This window comes from Oceanobacillus salinisoli (assembly GCF_009733865.1).
GTDB classification, from domain to species: domain Bacteria; phylum Bacillota; class Bacilli; order Bacillales; family Amphibacillaceae; genus Oceanobacillus; species Oceanobacillus salinisoli.
Window position 1 is genome coordinate 26,859 of the sequence record NZ_WOFB01000018.1, and the last position, 20,375, is coordinate 47,233.

Genomic DNA, 20,375 nt, shown 5'->3' on the forward strand with positions numbered 1-20,375 from the left:
AAGTGATTTTATTTGGTCACTTACAAGGGTTCTAAGTGACTATATGAAAGATAAGTGAGAGCCATTCGGTCACGTAGAAGCGTTCTAAGTGCCTTTATAAATGAGGAGTGAAAGCACTCGGTCACGTAGACGGGTTCTAGGTGCCCTTATGAATGAAAAGAGAAAGCACTCGGTCACGTAGAAGCATTCTAGGTTCCCTTATGAATGAGGAGTGAAAGCACTCGGTCACGTAGAAACGTTTTAGATACCCTTATGAATGAAAAGAGAGTACATTCGGTCATGTAGAAGCGTTCTAAGGATTACAAACGGTTGATACCCTTCCAGTTCTGATTGATGAAACCGCTCCAATGGTTTCTAAGTGCCCCCATGAATAAAAAATAAAAGCATTCAGTCACGTAGCCCCCATTCTTGATGCCCATTTTATTTAATAGGAAGGATCTCTAATAAAAGAGCCACCCAAAAAAATAAGGCAGCAAACCCTAAGGAAGACCTCCAATTGCACTTACTATAAATACCTCTAACTACCCGAACACTAAAACAGTCCCTCGCCCTTCCATGGCCCAGACAGTTGAAGCAAAAAAACTGTTCCCATGCATCACTCGTGCTTCTGAAAAATTTTGGTTCTATTGAATTCGGGTGCTGTATACATTTAATAGTAGGGTTGCTAGATTAATTCCATTTATAAATGACATAAAGGAGGAAAGCTGTGAAGGAGCACAAATATCCGTACAAACCAGTCAAGCGATGGAAGAAAAAGAATGCATCAATCATTAGACAACTAAAAAAGAAGAAATCATCACATGGAAGAAGCAGCTATTATCAAGCAAACAAGAATAAATTTAAGAAAGTAATTCCCCTAACAACTAAAAATCGGCCAAATCTGAATAAGGCAAAACGAACATGGAAGCTCCCGACTGCTTTTGCCATACTCGTATTGATTATGGTCATCTTAGTCGTCCCAGCCATAATTGTTATTCCCTTTGGAAATAGTGAACAAGAACTGGCGACAGAAGCGAATGCTATCCAGGCAACCGTGGAGCTTGCATCGTCACCTTTTGCGGTAGAGGTGATGCGAACATCAACAGAGACGGTGGAGGATGTTCCATTGGAAGATTATGTTGCAGGTGTGGTTGCTTCTGAGATGCCAGCAGAGTTTGAACTGGAGGCATTGAAGGCGCAGGCGCTTGCGGCAAGGACGTATACAGTTAACCATTTGCTTCATGGGGAAGAAGCTTCGGGATATGATGTGACAGATACAGTTCAGCATCAGGTTTATAAAAGTGAAGAAGAGCTGATCAAGCAATGGGGTAGTGAATATACGGAAAAAATGAACAAAATTAAAGAAGCAGTAAACGCGACAAAAGGGCAAATCCTAACTTATAATGATGCACCGATTACGGCGGCATTTTTCTCAACGAGTAATGGGTATACGGAGAACTCAGAGGATTACTGGGAAAATGAGTTACCCTATTTACGAAGTGTGGAAAGCCCATGGGATAAAGATTCACCAAAATACTTAAGCCAGGAAACGTATACGATAGAACAAGTCGAGGCGGCTCTGGAAATCGACTTACCGGATGATCAGCCAGCATATATTGAAGAGTCACGGACAGAAAGCGGCCGGGTGAAAGAGATTGGCATTGAGGGACATACCTTTTCCGGAAGAGATGTCCGGGAAAGACTGGACTTGAAATCGAGTGATTTTACGATTAAACAAAATAATGGCCATTTTGTGATTACGACAGAAGGTTATGGTCATGGAATTGGAATGAGTCAGTATGGTGCCCATTATATGGCACAACAGGGAAAGAATTATGAAGACATCATCAATCATTATTATCAAGGTGTAGAAATCAGCACGGTAAATGACACCGCACCAACCCTCGTTTCTAAATAAACGGGGGTTTTTTATTGGGATGAAGGTAATCTTCTCCCCAAAATCTCTCAAACCTATCATATTAAAAATCCTAAAGTATAGCCGTTACAATCTCTTACTTTTCCCCATCTTTCCTAAAAAATGCATAAAATCCAATAATTTTTTTCCGGAGATGTATATAATTCTCACTTTCTGCTAACAATGGTTTTTGAGGTGATGTTCTAATGAATGAAGAAAACAAAAATACTCCAAAAAATAAATGGAGTCAAATTTTCCGGAAAAAATGGTTTTTCCCAGCATTATACTTAGGGCTTGCTGCAACTCTATTAGCAGTTGTTGTATGGTATCAAAATTTGGATAGTTCCGTTCCAAGTGCTGATGAAGAAATGCAGGATGAGGAATTGCAGGACGGGGAAATGTCAGAGGACTATGTACCAACTGCAGCTGATGATGATGCCGAACCAGTGGTAGATCAGCAGGAAGTTATTCAGCTTCCTTTAATGGATCCAGATCAAGCAGAAATCGTAACTAAATTCTATGATTACAGTGCATCAGAAGAAGATCAAGAGAATGCTTTAGTATTTTACAATGATAGATACTATCAAAGCACAGGAATTGACATTGCTGCTGAAGAAACATTTGATGTAGTTGCATCTCTAAGTGGTACAGTCACAGAAGTAAAGGAAGATCCGTTATTAGGTAATGTTGTCGTACTTTCACATGAAAATGATGTGATGACTTACTATGCAAGCCTTGATGAAGTTACTGTAACTGCTGGTGATGAAGTAGAACAAGGTGACGAGTTAGGTACAGCTGGGCAAAATATTTTCGGAAAAGACAATGGTACACATGTACACTTTGAATTAAGAAAAGCTGGAAAAGTAGTTAATCCAGAAAGCTACTTTAATCAGCCGGTAAGTAGTTTGGATGAAGTAGAAGGCGAAGAAGTGACTGAGGAATCTGAAGCGAATGAAGATTCTGCTGTAAGCGAAGAAGCTGATACAGAAGATGACTCAGAGTCAATTGATGATTCTGAAGAAACTCCAGATGAAGGCGAAGATACGGATGAAGATGAAGAAGAAGACGAAGACGATTCTTCTGACAATGCCTAATTAAATAAGTAGGCAAATCAAAAATACTCTAGCAATCTTGCTAGGGTATTTTTTTGTTGGGGGAAAAATGTTATTTCGCAGTTGATACAAACTCTAAGACTACCGATAAATTGCTCATAAAAGGGAGGGGGGGCGTTCATTAAAAAAGAATTCCCGCTCATAAATGGGTGAGAGGCGCTCATAAAAAAAGATTCCCGCTCATAAATGGGTGAGAAGCGCTCATAAAAAAGAATTCCCGCTCATAAAAGAATGAGTGGCGCTCATAAAAAAGATTCCCGCTCATAAAAGGATGAGTAACGCTCATAAATAAGGTTTCATGCCCTACTAGTTGATTTGATATTTAAAGACATAATCTAGGGCAGGTTTTCTAATAGATTCTATTAAAAACAACCGATATTTTCTTGAATTAGTAAAAAAACATATCCTTCTAAATAGGTGGAAAAACCTATTATGACGCCTTTTGACGACGTTAACTCGGATAATGTCGAACGATTTTTCTATGATTATGTTAAAATTATGATAATATTAAATTGTTGACAATGTTATTGCTTTCATTTTACGTCAATTTTACAAAAATTTATGTAATAGGAAAATAGATAGAGAAAAAGAGAGAAAGAAGTTTTCTTCATATAGGAAAGGGGAAATTGAATTGAGATTGTCTGCGAGTATTGTATCAAACACAATTGATTTAACGTTGGAACAGCTACAGGAAGCATTAAAACTCGAGTATGACGAAGAGAATGTCATACAGCTAATGAGAAAGTATTGCTTGGAATCATCCTCCAGGGATATTCAAAAAAAAGGTATGGAATTTCTATATATGAATGGTTTTTACGATGACCTGGAAATCTTAATAAACATCAATGAAGAATCCCCAGATCCATCGAATCGACAATGGGCTGAAGTTTACAAGATATTATATCAATTAAGAAGGAAAGAGTATCAGCCAATTAGCATATTGGATAAAATCAACCACCTAAAAACGACCGAACCGGAATTGCTTTGTTTACTGGAGTTCTCCAAAGTAAATGTTCATTTCAATATGAATTATTATCAAGAATTAGGAAACTTCCTGCACAGATATGACAAACTTTTACCAAACATAGATGATTATTATTTAGTAGAAAGCTTCAAAATTCGATATAACCAAGTAGCGTTTATATACACGTTAATGCGAAATGAGTTAATTATGGCAAGAAAACACGGTTATAAATTGCTTAATTTAACTAAAAACTCCGCGGTACATGTGGATACGCATATCAAATTAGGGTTGTCCTATACCTTTGATTCCTATTTCCAAGGAATGTATCACATGAAAGAAGCACTGAAAATTGCAAAGAAAAACAATATAACAGAAGCCATTGATTTGATTGAACAACAAAATATTCCTTTTTTATCAGCCCACTTTAATAAACCAGAACATATTACAACCACCGATAAAAGTGAACAAGCCCATCTGGAAATTGCAAAAGGCAACCACGAATATGCCATCACGATACTTAATGAAGTTCCTATTGATACACCATTTCGTAAATATTACCTAGGTAAGGCGAAACAGGACAAGACCTTATTGTTACAGGCTTATAAGGATTTTGTGCATAAACGGAGTGACTATTTCTTCTGTAGATTACCGCTTAATGAGTTAAGGAAGCTTTATATATAACCTTTACTCAAGTGGTTGGTTTATGCAGCCCAATATTCGTAAGGGCTACTATTTAGAAAGGAGGGATAATATGAAAAAATGGAAATTTATTTATGTTTTAGCTGTCGCTGCCATTGTATTTAGTACGGGGTCTGTTGAAATATTACAAGATCCTGGTCTGGGTGGTTTATAGAGTGGATCTAATCGGTTTGGCTCTTACGTCCAACAGATGCCTGCTCATTGTTGATTTCTGCTTACAATTTTTAAAGCGTTAACTTACTTACAAAGTTACAAGGGGTGCTCACAGGGTAAAGTGCAGCATCCTTTTTATCATGCTATTTGGCTTTGAACTTTGCTGTTTTTTTAAAAATTATTTTTACGCTTAATATATAAACTGCGAATTAGTATTGTGCAATGTTGATTTCCACTCCGGTCAGTCCACCTTAGGGCAACGCTTCAGCCTCCTCGGAAGAAGTCCACTTCCTGCGGGGTCCTCAAGCTGCCCGTTTTCCCTTAGTAGTCGACTGCCCTCCGTTCCAATCAACTATCATATTAGTGTTATAACAATGATAGGAGTTGCCTAGAACTAAACCAGCGTAGTGTATTTCCGCAGCGGTATGTTACGTTGCATTTCAAATCAACTGCGAATATTAAAAAGCAGCATAGCTCAAGAAAAGGGCTTTTTCAATATTACGACACGTCCAGCTTTTCGATTCGATAGGCTGGCTTTTTTTGTTGCAATAAAAATACTTCTTGTCCCATGTCCTAAATGTTCAATTTTTATCATAAACATGAGTTAAGCGTAATAAAATGATTACAAATCAGTCATTAAGCAACATCTGAGGTGAGAGCTCCTGTGGCTGGTAGGGTACATGCAACAATGCAATCTAACTATATATTCTTACTCCGGAAACTTACAGAAAATTCATGTAAATATTATGATTACCATACAACTCTATATTTAATAAGTACATAGATATTTTTTAAAGTTCAGATCACTTTTCTAATGATTAAACAAGCCGCATCGATATGAACACCTTGTCTCAAATAACACCTCGGAAGTTATCAACTTAGGGAGGCGAACGGTGTGCACGATTACATCAAAGAAAGAACAGTAAGAATAGGAAAACATATCGTCGAGACAAAGAAGACAGTCCGTACGATAGCAAAGGAATTTGGTGTCTCCAAAAGCACAGTTCATAAGGATCTGACAGAACGTTTACCAGAAATAAACCCCGAACTAGCCAATCAAGTGAAAGAAGTCCTCGAATACCACAAAGCAATTCGGCATTTACGTGGTGGGGAAGCAACGAAAAAGAAATATAGAGTAGAACCCGAAGAACAGGATACACCAAAACCCGTTGGATAAGCTGCCGGCGGAGAGTCAGCCTTAACTTTAATGTGTGAGGCTGGCTTTTTTGCGAGTTGAAATGGCGCGAGGAAAGTGGGAAGGCTGAAAAAAAGTGATGAATGCTGAATTAATGGGATGAATGCTGAATTAATAGGATGAATGCTGAATTAATTGGGATGAATGCTGAATTAATGGGATGAACGCTGAATTAATGGGATGAATGCTGAATTAATGGGATGTTGCTGAATTAATGGGATGAATACTGAATTAATGGGATGAACGCTGAATTAATGGGATGAATGCTGAATTAATGGGATGAATGCTGAATTAATCGGATGAATGCTGAATTAATGAGATGAATGCTGAATTAATGAGACGAAGAACAGAAATAATGGAGCGAAAACTGAAAAACAGGGATTGGCTGGAAAAAACAAAAAAGGCTTTTAAAAAGCAAGAAACTACCGATAAAAAGAGAGGAAAGTTCACAAATGGTGAAGGATTCTCTATAGTAAAAGCATTCACCAAAAGAAACTCCACTCTAATATCCCGAGTCCCCTTTCTTGCTAGTGTAAAAAAATCGACAAAAATCTTATAATAAATGCAGTTAAATGTTGAATTTTGTGGTAAAATATTATATTAGTAGCATTATGTTTTCGGACAGATGCAAGATAGAGAAGCTTAGGAGGATCTAGATACATGTTTTCTAGGGATATTGGAATTGACCTTGGTACGGCAAATGTTCTTATTCATGTAAAAGGAAAAGGGATTGTTTTAAACGAGCCATCCGTTGTGGCAATGGACCGCAATACAGGGAAAGTCCTTGAAGTTGGGGAAGCTGCCCGACGCATGGTAGGACGGACACCAGGAAACATTGAAGCAATTCGCCCGTTGAAAGATGGCGTTATTGCTGATTTCGATGTAACAGAAGCAATGCTTAAGCATTTTATAAATAAAATTAATGTCAAAGGAATTATTTCCAAACCGAGAATGCTCATTTGCTGTCCAACGAATATTACAAAAGTGGAGCAAAAAGCAATCAAAGAAGCGGCAGAGAAGTCTGGCGGGAAGAAAGTTTACTTGGAGGAAGAGCCAAAAGTGGCAGCAATCGGAGCTGGCATGGAGATTTATCAGCCAAGTGGGAATATGGTTGTAGATATCGGTGGAGGAACGACAGATGTTGCCGTGCTTTCGATGGGAGGAATTGTTACCTCAGAATCGATTAAGATGGCCGGCGACAAGTTCGACGTTGAAATTCTGCAGTATATTAAGAAGAAATATAAATTATTAATCGGTGAACGGACAGCAGAGGAAATTAAGATTCAGGTTGCTACTGTTTCTGAAGGCTCCAGAAAAGAAGAAATGGATATTCGCGGACGTGATATGGTTTCTGGACTTCCACGTACGATTTCGGTTGGGTCGGCTGAAATTGAAGAAGCACTTCGAGAATCTGTATATTTAATTGTCCAGGCAGCGAAGTCGGTATTAGAGCATACACCACCTGAATTATCTGCAGATATTATTGATCGCGGAATTATTTTAACCGGTGGCGGAGCATTAATTCACGGAATTGATCATCTGCTGGCAGAAGAATTAAAAGTCCCTGTATTTTTAGCAGAAGAGCCAATGAACTGTGTTGCAAAGGGTACGGGCATTATGCTGGAAAATATTGATAAAATTGAAAATAAAAAGATTATTTAAGGTAGGAATTTTCCCTAATATGGAGGAGATTACATGTTAAGAGGTTTTTATACGGCGGCAAGTGGAATGCTTTCCCAGCAGCGGTCACAGGAGGCATTAGCAAATAATATAGCCAATGCGAATACACCAGGTTACAAAGCAGATCAGGCGACAATGCGTGCTTTTCCAGAACTCCTTATTAATGAAATGGGTTCGAAAAAAATCCCGACAACCAATGGCTTCAACGTACCGGTGAATAATCACATCGGCTCGATAAATACCGGTGTATACGTACAGGAAACAATTCCGAATTTCTCTCAAGGGGATATCCGGGAAACCTCGCTACCAACAGATTTAGCAATTGTCCAAGGAAATGTTCCTGATGAGACAGGTTCATTATTTTTCACAGTGCAAAATGATGCAGGGGAAGTTCGTTATACAAGAAACGGGAACTTTACAGTGGATGGACAAGGTTTTCTTGTGACGAGTCAAGGATATTATGTTCTTGACCAGGCCGGAAATCCGATTCAAACAAACGGCATGGAATTCACGGTAACCCCTGATGGTGCGCTGGAAACGGCAGCCGGTCAAAATATTCCGTTGGGCATTGCTTACACGGATAATGTGAATGACTTTGTAAAAGAAGGTAATGATTTGTTTAATGGGGAAGCAGGCGCAGTTCCAGCAGATGCTATGTTTACCATTAAGCAAGGGTTCCTGGAAGGCTCCAATGTGGATGCATTGCAAACCATGACAGAAATGATGAATGCCTACCGTTTATTTGAAACCAATCAACGCGTGTTGCGTGCGTATGATGAGAGTATGGGGAAAGCGGTTAGTGAGGTTGGTCGAATTGGATAAAAATAGCCATGAAAGATTGGAGAAAATGCCATGTCACGAACAATGATTCAGGCTGCAGTGACGATGAATCAGCTGCAAAATAAATTAGATTTAATTGGGAATAATATGGCAAATAGCCAAACGACTGGGTATAAAACACGGGGAGCGGAATTTTCCTCCTTACTTTTCCAGCAAATGGACAATTTGGATCGTCCGGGAAACAATGAAAACCGTGTAACTCCAGACGGTATTCGTATCGGTTCTGGTGCAAGACTTGGTACAACCACTGTTAATTTGGAACAGGGTCCAATTGTATCAACGGGTCGTGCACTGGATACGGCTCTCCTGGATAAAAATTATCTTTTCCAAGTCCAAGTAACGGAAAATGGTGTTGCAGAAACAAGATATACCCGTGATGGTGCTTTTTATTTAAATACGAGCAATGATGATGGTTCTGTCATGCTAACGACGAGTGACGGGAATCCAGTGCTTGGAGATAATGGGCCGATCGTATTTGCTGACGGCTTTGACTCGGTTAACATTCTCGATAATGGGCAAATCGTTGTGGAACGTGCTGGACAAACAGAAGTCGTAGGAACTATTGATGTCGTTGAAGCGATTCGTCCGAATGTCCTGGAAGCCGTGGGAGAAAATATGTTCCGTCTTCCTGATTTAGCGGCGCTTGGATATGACTTTGACGAAATCATTCAAAATCCGGCACCCAATGACCAATTACTGCAGAGCAATGCTTTAGAGCAGTCCAACGTGAACCTGTCCGAGCAAATGTCGGACTTAATTCTAGCACAAAGGTCGTATCAATTTAATTCCAGAACCATTTCGATGACGGATCAGATGATGGGACTAGTTAACGGACTCCGCTCTTAATTTGGGGAACAATACTCGGCTGTTGCCAATTTCCTAGCCTTACCACATGTAATTTTTAAAAAATTCTAGATATTAAGTACTATCTTGTGATAAACTTTTATATAATAGAAATAGGAATCAATAAACGTGATTGTCAGGGATTAAGGAGTTACAAGCCATGTCAACAGATCAATTAGAAAAAGTTGTCGAGAACCCGAACCGAAGAGTGCAAAAGAACAAACAGAAGCCTCAGAAGGAAGAATCTCAGTCAACGGAAAAGCAAACAAGAAAACAGCAAAAGAAAAAGCAAAAAGAAGAAAAGCGAAATGCGAAACGGCCAAGACGGCGAATTTTCCCTATTTGGCTGCGGTTTATCCTTCTTCTTATTTTTTCAGCAGCGGCTCTTGTAGCAGGTTTAATGGTCGGTTATGGGGTTCTGGGCGATGGAAACCCGACAGATGCTTTACGAGCAGAAACCTGGCAACATATTATCGATATTATCGTAAAACAGGAATAACCGGTTTATTCTGAAACGCGAACAATCAACATACACGTTATTTCCCTTGGGAGAGCGTGTATTTTTTGTTGCTTTATGTTCTCTTTTACAATGGTTATGAGTGGTTCCTCTCAACACTTATGAGCGGTCAATTCCGTAGCGGCATGAAAGCATATTTACATCGCAGTTTATATATTAAATCACAAAACGCATACTTTTAGCATATAGCATTTCGAAAAGAACAAGACTTTTGATATAATGACTGCAAGACTGATTTTTTTTACCGAAAAGGAGCAAGATAAAAATGATGGACATTGAACAAATAAAGGAAATAATCCCACATCGCTATCCATTTTTATTAGTGGATAAAGTAACGGAAATGGAGGAAGGAAAGCGAGTTGTTGGGTTGAAAAATGTAACGGTCAATGAACCTTTTTTCCAGGGACATTTTCCGGAATACGCGGTAATGCCAGGAGTGCTGATTATCGAAGCCCTTGCACAGGTTGGTGCCATGGGGGTTTTAGGAATGGAAGCAAATAAAGGGAAACTCGGATTTTTAGCTGGAGTGGACAAATGCCGTTTTAAACGTCAGGTTCGACCTGGAGACCAGTTAAAATTAGAAGTGGAAATCACACGGATGAAAGGACCTATCGGCAAAGGAAAAGGGATCGCAACCGTCGATGGCGAAATAGCGTGTGAGGCGGAAATTACGTTTGCCATTAAGTAAAGTAAATTGTGAATTACATAAACACATTGGTGCGTATACCTCAAATGTTATGAGAAAAGCTGCTTTTTAAATTGGAACTGAGGTTACTCATCCGTACCGACAAGATTTGTTGACTTTGTCACTAAATATAAAGAGTCAGTTTATTCTACCGCTCCGGAAAGCCACTGCCGGAGCGGAAATCAACGCTGTACTATACTACATCAGACTTTCAGATCAACTGCTAATATTGCGATAACGTAGCATCACCAAATAACTGCACAACATAGCAAACATACTTACTATATAAAAAAGCCCACGAATGGATTATATTACCATGTTAAAATATTAGATTTTTTTACTAAAGTGTTAAAAAAATATTAAAAAAATGTATTACTTCTTTGATTATGGAAAACCTAAAGGCGAAACGTACATCAAAGGAGGATACTTTTAATGAGAAAGAACTTTCTATTTAAATTAGGTGCGCCAATCCTGGCATTATCTTTAGTTGCTGCATGTGGTACAGATGATGAGCCAGATCCAATTGAGGAAGATGCACCACAAGAAAATGCACCACAGGAAGATGCACCAATGGATGAGGACGGTCCAATGGAAGATGAGCCAATGGAAGAAGATGACCCATTGGATGATGAAGCTCCATTAATGGAAGAGGATGAAGCTCCGTTAAATCCAGAGGACGATGAGCAAAATGGCGACCAAGGTGCTGACGATGAGATGATCGAGGACGATGCTACGAATCCCGATGATGAAAATCAGCAGTAAGAACGTTAGAAAAGCAGAACGCCTTGCTAAGGTGTTCTGCTTTTTTAAACGTGAATATCCAGTTGCTTTCCTAATGTTGGATGTGGCGGCGTCACTCCGGAGTCCCCAAGCATTTTGGTCAAATCATTGCTTTGCTGTTCTGACATATTCATTACTTTATCCATTAACGAAATGCCTACATTGGACTTTACTTGATTCTGTGCCATAACGACAGAAAGTGCGGCAATATCCATAGCGATTCCTCCCTCGTGTGTACTCTATCCAGTATATCATTTCGTCCGCATCATGAACATCAATTCGCCAGAAAACTTCCATACAATAAATTATTTTTAAAATTTAGAACAAAATTTATTGCAATTTTTAAAAATCATAGTAAAATAGTTATGGGTATAAAGAACTGATTCCCGTTCAAATAATAAAAAGGAGCTGTTGTGATGTACCATATTTACATGGTTACTAGAGAAACAAAAATGTTAATTCTGATGGAAAGTTCCATGTATTACCGATCCCTTATCATTGAAGAAAATCAAGAAACAGACAATTCCAGCAAGTACTCCCATTTCAAACCGGAACAGATTATTGATTATAATTGTAAACGCTATGGTTCCACACTGAACGGAAGGAAAGAGGTTGTCAAAGAAATTTTGCATTCCTCAAGCAAGATTCCAATCCCGATTATCCCTCATCTAGGTATTTACATCTTCCCGACTGCTTCAAATAAAAATAAAAACTGCGTATGGTTAGCTTATCACCACATAAAGGATTATAAAGAGCATAATGATAAAACAATGGTGTCCTTTTTTGATGGAACAGGTATGGAAATCAATTCTTCGACATCGGTATTTGACAGGCAATATAAGCGGGCAAGCCAGGTTATCGTTCACTTTAACCGGAGTTTGCTTTTTGGAAAAGGCCCGAAACTGTGGTGAGTACATAAACAAAATAAAGACATCCTGTTTACCAAGAAAAATGAAACCAAAATATAGAATATAACGTAAACAAAAAAGAGGGTGTTAAATCCTCTTTTTTGTTTTAAACGGAGAAAGCAGACCAGAGTGGAAAGGCGGGAAAGAAGGTGAGATAATAGGGGGCATAAAATGATAGTCACCTAATGAGAATAATTGACTTTTTGCAAAAGAATGAAGATATAGTATGAAAGCGTATAACCTTTCCTATTACATAAGTGTACTAGGGCATTTGCCCAAAGGTCTGACAAACGCTGAGTATTTCAATACATAAATACGCTTTTAGAATAAGTGAACTTAGAGAGGAGTATGATGGATGAAGAAGTACCTGTTACCTATCTTGATGATGATGATGGTTCTAGCTGCGTGTTCGGAGGAGGATGACACTGCGGCAGAAGCGGAAGAGGAAGAGGAAAGAGTGGTGGCTGTAGAGGTTGTGGAGGCAGAAGAAGGTGATTTAACCATCGAAAAGTCGATTTACGGACGTACCGCACCAAATAGCACCACCCCCCTCATCGTACAAACCCCTGGTGAAGTGGAAGAATTGGAAGTGGCAAACGGTGACCGTGTGGAAGAGGATGATCTGATTGCAACGATTTTCACAGCGGCAGGCAATCAAAATGTTCGTGCCACAACAGATGGAGAAATCATTAATTTGCAAGTAAGCGAAGGAGATATGGCGGACACAGAAGAGCCGATTGCGATGGTTTCAGATTTAGATACGATGCAAATCCAGTTTTCCACAACAGCCAATGTTCGTGCCTTATTTTCTGTAGATGATACAGTTACTGCATTGATAGAAGACTCCGAATATGAAGCAACAATCACAAAAATCGATACATTGCCTGATGATAAAGGCCTATATCCAATTGTCGCGACAGTAGAAACGGAAGAAGCGGATATTTTGCCTGGCATTGTTGCTGAAATACGTGTTCCGGAAGAAAAAATTGCCTCCGCAATCCTGATTCCTACGTCTGCTCTTGCAGAAGAAGATGGGGAGACGTATGTTTACACAGTGAACGATAATCTGGCCACCAAAGTGATGGTGGATGTTTTAGAAACCCAATCGGATGTTACTGCGATTGAGGGGGATATTCAAACGGGGGAACAGGTAGTAACAACAGGACAGCTGATGTTAATCGATGGTGCTCAGGTTGACATTACGGGAGGGGAGTAAATCTTGAAGCTTGTAAAAACATCTGTCAGACGTCCTGTTGGTGTTATTATGATCGTGCTTGCCATCGTAGCACTGGGCATTGTGTCCGTACGAAATTTGGCAGTCGATCTATTTCCGGAAATCGATTTATCAATTGCTGTAGTGGCAACGAGTTATGAGGAAGCTGCACCAGAGGATGTAGAAAATTTAATTTCCCGGCCGATTGAATCTGCGGTCAGTACGATTGAAGGGATTAATACGATTCAATCCCAATCCCAGTCCGGATCATCACTAGTTGTCATGATGTTTAAAAACGGAACCGACCTTGACCAGGCATTGCTCGATGTCCGGGAAAAAGTGGACCAGGTTAAAGGTATGCTTCCAGAACAGGCTGGTGATCCTAGTATTCTAAGATTTAGCCCGGATGCCATGCCTATCATGTACATTGGTGTTACCGGCAAAGATGCAGCTACACTAACGGAATTATCCGATGATCAGATTGTCCCGTTTTTTGAAAGGCAGGCAGGCGTAGCATCGGTAACTGTTGAAGGGGCTAAAACTCGCGAAATTCAGCTTGAGGTGGACCCGGCAAAATTACAGCAATACGGGGTATCCGCACAAACGCTCATTCAAGTGCTGAGTGAAACGAATCAATCCGCATCTGTTGGAACGGTTGACCGAGGAAATCAGGACTTGCAGCTGCGCGTAACCGGCGAATTTGAGTCGATTGACGAAATTGGCCAAACCGTTATTCAAACCGAAACGGGTGCAACGGTTCGTGTAGAAGACGTGGCAGAAGTAAAGGATGGATTTAAACAGGCAAGCTCTGCCTCTTTGGTAAACGGGAAAGAATCGCTCGTACTTTCGGTCATGAAGCAAACCGACGCCAACACAGTCGATGTCGCAACAATCATTCAGGACAGCATGGACAGCATTCAGGCAGAGCTTGGGAGCGATGTGGATTTGGAAGTACTGATTGATACGTCCGAATTCATCGAAATGTCGATTGATTCCGTTCTCGAAAATATTGTAATCGGCGGTGTGATTGCATTCTTTATCCTGCTGTTATTTCTGAAAAGTTTCCGTGCGACCATCATTATCGGCTTATCGATTCCGATTGCGCTGATTTCCACATTTGCGCTGATGTATTTTAGTGGGCAAACATTGAATGTTCTCACACTCGGTGGTTTAGCTTTAGGGATCGGGATGATGGTGGACAGCTCGATTGTTATTTTGGAAAATATTTACTCATACCGAAAACGCGGGCACAGTCTGAAGGGTTCCGCTATTAAGGGAGCATCTGAACTTGCACCAGCGGTTATTGCATCGACGACAACGACATTGGTAGTCTTTTTGCCGATGGTGTTTGTCGAAGGAATTACTGCAGATATGTTCATGCCACTCGGGATGGCAGTTGCCTTTTCATTGATTGCTTCCCTTGTGGTGGCCGTTACATTAGTGCCAATGCTTTCATCGAAACTACTATCAGAGACGTTTGTCGAAAGTGGCCGTCGCTACTGGTTTGATCGTTTTCTTGACTGGTTAAGAGACAAATACAGCAAGGCATTAAAACGAGTCGTGAAATACCGAAAAACAACAGTATTTGCAGTGGTGGCGATGATAATCGGCAGTCTGGCACTGATTCCTGCAATTGGTGCAGAATTCATTCCGGCATCTGACCAGGGCCAGGCTACGATTACAGTAGAAACAGAACCTGGGTCAACATTTGCGTACACCTATGAAATTGTCGAACAAGTAAATGAAGTGTTGGAAGATTACAGTGATTTGATTGAAGTGAATTATGTAACGATAAACAGTTCAGATGTTATGATGGGCGGAAATAGTGATGGTGGTGCATCATACACATTACAACTCATTCCAGCTGGTGAACGCAATCAGTCCACAACAGAAATCGTTCAGGAAATGGATGAAGCTTTTCAAAAAATTGCTGGTGCAGAAATTACGGCAGCTGCCATGGATGCTGGCATAAGCACGGGCGACCCGATTCAGATTATGCTGAACGGTCCGGAACATGAAGTATTGAATGAGCTATCCAAGGAAGTGGTTGCGGAAATCTCCACAGTCGATGGTGTATTTAATCCAACATCAGCAGCGTCAGAAGGCATTCCACAAATGGAAATAAAAGTGAATGAGGACAAAGCCGCCATGTATGGTTTAACACAGTCGCAGGTCACTTCCCAAGTCCAAATGCAGTTTAATGGGCAAATTGCAACAAGATATCGGGAAGCTGGCCAGGAAATCGACGTAACAATCATCTATCCAGAGGATCAGCGCTCAAGCATCAGTGATATGGAAAACATGAAAATTCAAACACAGACAGGTGCCATGATTCCATTAGAGGAAGTTGCGACATTTGCAGAATCCCAAGCACCAGCCAGCTTACTCAGGGAAAATCAGCAGCCGCAGATGAATGTTACCAGTGACATCACTGGCAGAGACCTTGCGAGTGTTGTATCAGATGTCGAAGCAAAGCTAGATGCGATTAACATACCAGAAGGATATAGCTATTCCATGGGCGGCCAAGCAGAAGATATGGCGGAATCCTTCGAAGATCTCGCACTGGCACTCTTGTTCTCGATCTTCCTGGTGTATGCCGTCATGGCAATCCAATTTGAAAACTTCCTATTCCCGTTCATTATCATGTTTGCATTACCGACAACGGTGATCGGGGTCATTCTCGGGCTATTCGTAACCGGCATCCCTTTGAGCATTCCAGGATTTATCGGGATCATCATGCTCGCCGGTATCGTCGTAAACAACTCGATCGTACTCGTGGATTATATCAATATCCTACGCAAGCAAGGGATGGATCGAAAAGCAGCCATTATCGAAGCGGGACGAAACAGGCTGCGGCCAATCCTGATGACCACCTTAACCACCGTGCTAGCCATGGTCCCACTAGGCCTTGCACTCGGTGAAGGTGCCGAAATGCAGCAACCACTCGCTGTTACTATCATATTCGGACTTAGCGCCTCCACCTTGTTTACGTTGTTCTTTGTACCGGTCATCTACACCATGTTTGATGATTTGACTGCAAAAATTATGCGGAGAAATAAGAAGAAAGTATAATTTAATAGTTGGTTTGTTTAGGAGTCCTCACCCTATTGGGTGGGGGCTTTTTCGGTGGAGGCGTTGGGGTGGGCGGAGTGAGAAGTGGGGTTGAGGGCTGAAATAATGGGATGAAGGTGAAATAATGGGATGAAGGTGAAATAATGGGATGAATGCTGAAATAATGGAATGAACGCTGAAATAATGGAATGAACGCTGAAATAATGGAATGAAAGCTGAAATAATGGGATGAAAGCTGAAATATTGTGAGGGAGGCTGAATTAATGAGATGAAAGCTGAATTAATGAGATGAAAGCTGAATTAAAAAGATGAAAGCTGAATTAATGAGATGAAAGCTTAAATAATGGGGTGAAGGCTGAATTAACGAGATGAAAGCTGAAATAATGAAATGAACGCTGAATTAATGTGCTGAATACTGAATTCCCTAAAGTAGCTTTCAAATATTCAAGCATAAATGGTTTAAAGATTGGTGCTCCCCCCCATTGATTCCACACCAAATAAAATTATTTGACAAAATCATACAAAAAAAGAGGATATTTTTATATTGTGTCGTATTTAATTATTAACCTAGATAAAGGAGTGATTTTTATTAGTAGTAATGTGAATAAACGTGATAAGACGCATGAAATTTGGGCGGCAAAGGCGATGGCGAATCGATTAATTCCGCATCATCCAATGAAAGAGAAGGTAATGGCAGATCTTAAAATTAAGTATGCAGAGATAATCGGTGAAAAGGAAATTGAGTATACACTAAGTTTATTGGATCAGAAAAAGTATTTGATTATGCATAACTTGAGATTAAAAGACGGATTTAAAAAGTACTTTCAAATTGATTCATTAGTATTGGCTAAGCAGTTTCTTCTGGTTGTAGAGGTGAAAAATTGGAAAGGAAAAATACTATTTGGCACGAATGGACAAGTTACCCGCATAGGTCCAGATGGGAGTGAAGAAGGTTACAAGAACCCCATCCCTCAAGCCAAAACTCAGGTACTCCGTCTGAAACGATGGCTTCGGAACCATAATTTCCCCGACATCCCCATTGTATACCTTGTTGTAATAAGCTTTCCACAAACCATCATTGAACGAAAAAATCCTCAAGATACAATTCCGTACGAAGTGATTCATAACAGCGATTTAATCTTTAGAATCGAGGAAATAGAAAAGCAGTTCACTAAGGATTTTTATACTAGGAATCAACTTTCCGAACTAGCAAAACATTTGGATCTCTCTCATTGCCCCCGAAAAATTAACCTATTCGAAAAATACAACATCACCCCTAATGATTTGGTGAAAGGAGTGTTTTGCCCATCATGTGGCGCTTTGCCAATGGTTAGGCAAGAAAGGAAATGGTTTTGTAATGCCTGTTCTCATTATTCGGCACACGCACATAGACCAGCTCTGGCAGATTATATCGTGTTTTTTGGCAGAACGATTTCAAATCAGGGAGCAAGAGAATTCCTGCTCCTTCCTTCCCCGAATGTAACAAAAATGATTCTTCAGCGCGAGAGTGAATTTCAAGAAGGTAAAACAAAAGGGAAAAAGTATAAATTAAAGTGGAATAAAGACGAAATAAAGAAATGGTTGTAGCCTTTGTTTGCTGACGTCTAGAGTATGGCGGGAGAAAGCTGAAATACTTGAAATGAAAGCTGAATTACCGAAATAAATGCTGAAATAAACCGCCTGCCCCAAAATAAAACACCACACACAGCCTCCCTGTGTATGGTGTTACTCGTTACTCAATCATTCTAAATTAAACCTTACACGTCCCACCAACGAAATCCATCTTTCTCCAGCAATTCATCTGCTGCTTTTGGCCCCATTGAACCGGATTTATAATTAGGAAAATCTGGACGCTTGGATGCCCAGTATTCCAGGATCGGATCAACGAACTCCCAGGATAATGCCACTTCATCCCAGTGGGTAAAGTTGGTTGCATCACCGATTGTGCAATCATACAATAATTTTTCATATGCTTCTGGTGTATTAATACCAGGAACGTCATTATGGTTGTAGGACAATTGAATAGGCTCTGCAAGTGATCCCGAACCATCCTTATTGCCATTAACAGTAAGGGTGATCCCTGCATCTGGTTGAATGTTAATGCATAATAGATTTGGGTGACGCTCCTTATCTGTTTTGTAGTAAAGATTCATCGGAATGTCCTTAAATTGGATGACAATTTTAATGCTTTTTTCTGCCATTCGTTTACCAGTACGGACGTAGATTGGAACACCGGTCCAGCGGTAGTTATCGACAATTAGCTTTCCGGCAACAAAGGTTTCGGTATTGGAGAAAGCGAGTTCCTCTGCTTCTTCGCGGTAACTTGGTAAACCTTCCCCATTCACCTCGCCCGACCCGTATTGACCACGCGCAAAGTATTTATAAATATTTTGCGGCTCATACTTGCGTAAAGCACGCAATACTTTAATTTTTTCCGAGCGAATTTCATCGGTCGTTAATTTAATTGGTGGCTCCATGAGAAGCAAGGCTACCATTTGCAAAATATGGTTTTGCAGCATGTCCCGCGCTGCTCCCGATTCATCATAATAACGGGCCCGGTCCTCCACACCAAGTGTTTCACTAGCGGTAACTTGGATGTTGGAGATAAACTGATTATTCCACAAATGCTCGAAAATCCCGTTGGCAAAGCGAATTACTTCAATGTTTTGCACCATTTCTTTTCCGAGATAGTGGTCAATCCGATAAATTTGCTTTTCATCGAATGCTTCGCGAATTTCATTGTTCAGCTCTTTAGCAGATTCTAAATTATGTCCAAACGGTTTTTCGATAATCAGGCGTGTCCAACCGCTTGATTCCTTTAACCCGTATTCTTTCAGCTTTTTCGCGATTAATCCGAAGAAATTCGGTGCCATCGCTAAATAGAACAGGCGATTTCCTTCTGTTTGGTACTGTCCTTCCAGGTCAACAATTAATTTATTTAATCCGTCATATGTAGAATCATCGGTTACATCAAACGATTGATAGTAAAAATGTGATGAAAAATCCTGTAAATCCTCTTCCGTTGAGGTTGCATTTCGAATGGAGTCTTCCACATTTTCGCGCAATACGTCATCTGTCCATGGTCTACGCGCTAATCCTACTACAGCAAAATTCTTACTCAGTTTGCCTTTTTTATACAGGTTATAAATCGAAGGGAACAATTTACGTTTCGCTAAATCCCCAGTTGCCCCAAATATTACAAAAACGACTTTCGGTTGTACATTTTCATTCATGTTGGATCCCCCAATTTCAAACGAATATATATAGTCTATATTAAGTAAAAGAATAGTTTATATCAAATAATGGGAGCTAGTATCGAATTAAAAGTTTATTCTGAATAGTGTGCCGGATGACTGTAATGCAAGTGGTTATTTTAAACATTACCGCCTCATAAACATTCGCCTTATAATCTGATTCACCACTTCGGAGAACATCAGCCCAATCGCAATCCCACCAGCAAGCAGCATGACCTGTGCGGACAATTGCACGGCAACATCATAGTTGTTTTCCACAAACTGGTGCATGGCATTATACGCAATTCCTCCAGGTACAAGTGGGATGATTCCGGAAACCGTGTAAACGATAATCGGCTTCTTATAAATTTTTGCGCTTGTATAACTAAGTACGGAAACGAGCATCGCCCCAAAAACCGTAGCCGGAACAACATCCATCCCAGCATCTACGAGTACATAATATAAAATCCAGCCGAACATCCCAACAAGGCCACTTTGTACAAGCGCACTCCTTGGCACGTTAAACAGAATTCCGAAACCCGCTGAAGCTACGAAGCTCGTAACAAGCTGTGCAATGATGATCATCC

General features: G+C 40.2%; 17 protein-coding genes. 14 read left to right on the forward strand and 3 right to left on the reverse strand.

Translation table 11 applies throughout. The annotated features are described in order from the left end of the window. The first annotated feature begins 706 nt into the window (after positions 1-706). The 10 genes from spoIID to GMJ66_RS13780 all read left to right on the forward strand — a co-directional run bounded on the left by spoIID (position 707) and on the right by GMJ66_RS13780 (position 11,344). Positions 707-1,897 carry a stage II sporulation protein D gene (gene spoIID, locus GMJ66_RS13735; protein WP_156290893.1) on the forward strand — a complete coding sequence of 397 codons (1,191 nt, stop codon included), beginning with the start codon at positions 707-709 and terminating at the stop codon, positions 1,895-1,897. Positions 1,898-2,100: 203 nt separating this feature from the next. Next, positions 2,101-2,988 carry a M23 family metallopeptidase gene (locus GMJ66_RS13740; RefSeq protein WP_156290894.1) on the forward strand — a complete coding sequence of 296 codons (888 nt, stop codon included), beginning with the start codon at positions 2,101-2,103 and terminating at the stop codon, positions 2,986-2,988. A 649-nt stretch (positions 2,989-3,637) separates the two neighbouring features. Beyond that, positions 3,638-4,651: an AimR family lysis-lysogeny pheromone receptor gene (locus GMJ66_RS13745; protein WP_231514933.1), complete on the forward strand. Its 1,014-nt coding sequence runs from the start codon at positions 3,638-3,640 to the stop codon at positions 4,649-4,651. Positions 4,652-5,717: 1,066 nt separating this feature from the next. Next, a complete protein-coding gene (spoIIID, locus tag GMJ66_RS13750; RefSeq protein WP_156290896.1) occupies positions 5,718-5,999 on the forward strand; it encodes a sporulation transcriptional regulator SpoIIID in 282 nt (93 codons plus the stop codon). Positions 6,000-6,677: 678 nt separating this feature from the next. Then, a complete protein-coding gene (gene mreB, locus GMJ66_RS13755) occupies positions 6,678-7,679 on the forward strand; it encodes a rod shape-determining protein (protein WP_156290897.1) in 1,002 nt (333 codons plus the stop codon). A gap of 33 nt (positions 7,680-7,712) precedes the next feature. Further along, the gene (locus GMJ66_RS13760; RefSeq protein WP_156290898.1) at positions 7,713-8,519 is read left to right on the forward strand and encodes a flagellar hook-basal body protein; all 807 of its coding nucleotides are present in this window, start codon (positions 7,713-7,715) and stop codon (positions 8,517-8,519) included. A gap of 30 nt (positions 8,520-8,549) precedes the next feature. Further along, entirely contained in the window at positions 8,550-9,383 is an 834-nt protein-coding gene (locus tag GMJ66_RS13765) for a flagellar hook-basal body protein (protein ID WP_156290899.1), read from the forward strand. Positions 9,384-9,540: 157 nt separating this feature from the next. Next, the gene (locus GMJ66_RS13770) at positions 9,541-9,879 is read left to right on the forward strand and encodes a DNA-directed RNA polymerase subunit beta (protein ID WP_156290900.1); all 339 of its coding nucleotides are present in this window, start codon (positions 9,541-9,543) and stop codon (positions 9,877-9,879) included. 283 nt (positions 9,880-10,162) lie between these two features. After that, positions 10,163-10,585, forward strand: a complete 423-nt coding sequence (fabZ, locus tag GMJ66_RS13775) for a 3-hydroxyacyl-ACP dehydratase FabZ (RefSeq protein WP_156290901.1) — start codon at positions 10,163-10,165, stop codon at positions 10,583-10,585. A gap of 429 nt (positions 10,586-11,014) precedes the next feature. Continuing rightward, positions 11,015-11,344 carry a hypothetical protein gene (locus GMJ66_RS13780; protein ID WP_156290902.1) on the forward strand — a complete coding sequence of 110 codons (330 nt, stop codon included), beginning with the start codon at positions 11,015-11,017 and terminating at the stop codon, positions 11,342-11,344. Between the two features lie 44 nt (positions 11,345-11,388). Here GMJ66_RS13780 and GMJ66_RS13785 read toward each other — a convergent pair whose 3' ends face one another. Next, on the reverse strand, positions 11,389-11,577 hold the full coding sequence (locus GMJ66_RS13785) for a YjfB family protein (protein WP_156290903.1): 189 nt from the start codon (positions 11,575-11,577) through the stop codon (positions 11,389-11,391). 201 nt (positions 11,578-11,778) lie between these two features. Here GMJ66_RS13785 and GMJ66_RS13790 point away from each other — a divergent pair, with 201 nt between their 5' ends. The 4 genes from GMJ66_RS13790 (at position 11,779) to GMJ66_RS13805 (ending at position 18,142) form a co-directional block, all read left to right on the forward strand. Further along, the gene (locus GMJ66_RS13790) at positions 11,779-12,273 is read left to right on the forward strand and encodes a competence protein ComK (protein WP_156290904.1); all 495 of its coding nucleotides are present in this window, start codon (positions 11,779-11,781) and stop codon (positions 12,271-12,273) included. A 352-nt stretch (positions 12,274-12,625) separates the two neighbouring features. Beyond that, positions 12,626-13,486 (forward strand): efflux RND transporter periplasmic adaptor subunit, encoded by an 861-nt coding sequence (locus tag GMJ66_RS13795; protein WP_156290905.1) that lies wholly within the window; start codon positions 12,626-12,628, stop codon positions 13,484-13,486. A 3-nt stretch (positions 13,487-13,489) separates the two neighbouring features. Continuing rightward, complete coding sequence (locus tag GMJ66_RS13800) at positions 13,490-16,555, forward strand: efflux RND transporter permease subunit (RefSeq protein WP_156290906.1); 3,066 nt, start codon at positions 13,490-13,492, stop codon at positions 16,553-16,555. Positions 16,556-17,101: 546 nt separating this feature from the next. After that, entirely contained in the window at positions 17,102-18,142 is a 1,041-nt protein-coding gene (locus tag GMJ66_RS13805) for a nuclease-related domain-containing protein (protein ID WP_156290907.1), read from the forward strand. Between the two features lie 170 nt (positions 18,143-18,312). Here the strand turns inward: GMJ66_RS13805 and zwf are convergent, their stop codons facing one another. Both zwf and GMJ66_RS13815 read right to left on the reverse strand, forming a co-directional pair. Then, the gene (gene zwf / locus GMJ66_RS13810) at positions 18,313-19,788 is read right to left on the reverse strand and encodes a glucose-6-phosphate dehydrogenase (RefSeq protein ID WP_156290908.1); all 1,476 of its coding nucleotides are present in this window, start codon (positions 19,786-19,788) and stop codon (positions 18,313-18,315) included. Positions 19,789-19,935: 147 nt separating this feature from the next. After that, entirely contained in the window at positions 19,936-20,373 is a 438-nt protein-coding gene (locus GMJ66_RS13815; RefSeq protein WP_156290909.1) for a threonine/serine exporter family protein, read from the reverse strand. Between the last annotated feature and the right edge of the window lie 2 nt (positions 20,374-20,375).

Coding starts and splice junctions, on each gene's coding strand:
- GMJ66_RS13760 (WP_156290898.1), top strand. CDS start 7,713: ATGTTAAGAGGTTTTTATACGGCGGCAAGTGGAATGCTTTCCCAGCAG.
- GMJ66_RS13770 (WP_156290900.1), top strand. CDS start 9,541: ATGTCAACAGATCAATTAGAAAAAGTTGTCGAGAACCCGAACCGAAGA.
- GMJ66_RS13795 (WP_156290905.1), top strand. CDS start 12,626: ATGAAGAAGTACCTGTTACCTATCTTGATGATGATGATGGTTCTAGCT.
- fabZ (WP_156290901.1), top strand. CDS start 10,163: ATGATGGACATTGAACAAATAAAGGAAATAATCCCACATCGCTATCCA.
- GMJ66_RS13740 (WP_156290894.1), top strand. CDS start 2,101: ATGAATGAAGAAAACAAAAATACTCCAAAAAATAAATGGAGTCAAATT.
- GMJ66_RS13780 (WP_156290902.1), top strand. CDS start 11,015: ATGAGAAAGAACTTTCTATTTAAATTAGGTGCGCCAATCCTGGCATTA.
- GMJ66_RS13815 (WP_156290909.1), bottom strand. CDS start 20,373: ATGATCATCATTGCACAGCTTGTTACGAGCTTCGTAGCTTCAGCGGGT.
- GMJ66_RS13790 (WP_156290904.1), top strand. CDS start 11,779: ATGTACCATATTTACATGGTTACTAGAGAAACAAAAATGTTAATTCTG.
- GMJ66_RS13765 (WP_156290899.1), top strand. CDS start 8,550: ATGTCACGAACAATGATTCAGGCTGCAGTGACGATGAATCAGCTGCAA.
- mreB (WP_156290897.1), top strand. CDS start 6,678: ATGTTTTCTAGGGATATTGGAATTGACCTTGGTACGGCAAATGTTCTT.
- zwf (WP_156290908.1), bottom strand. CDS start 19,788: ATGAATGAAAATGTACAACCGAAAGTCGTTTTTGTAATATTTGGGGCA.
- GMJ66_RS13785 (WP_156290903.1), bottom strand. CDS start 11,577: ATGGATATTGCCGCACTTTCTGTCGTTATGGCACAGAATCAAGTAAAG.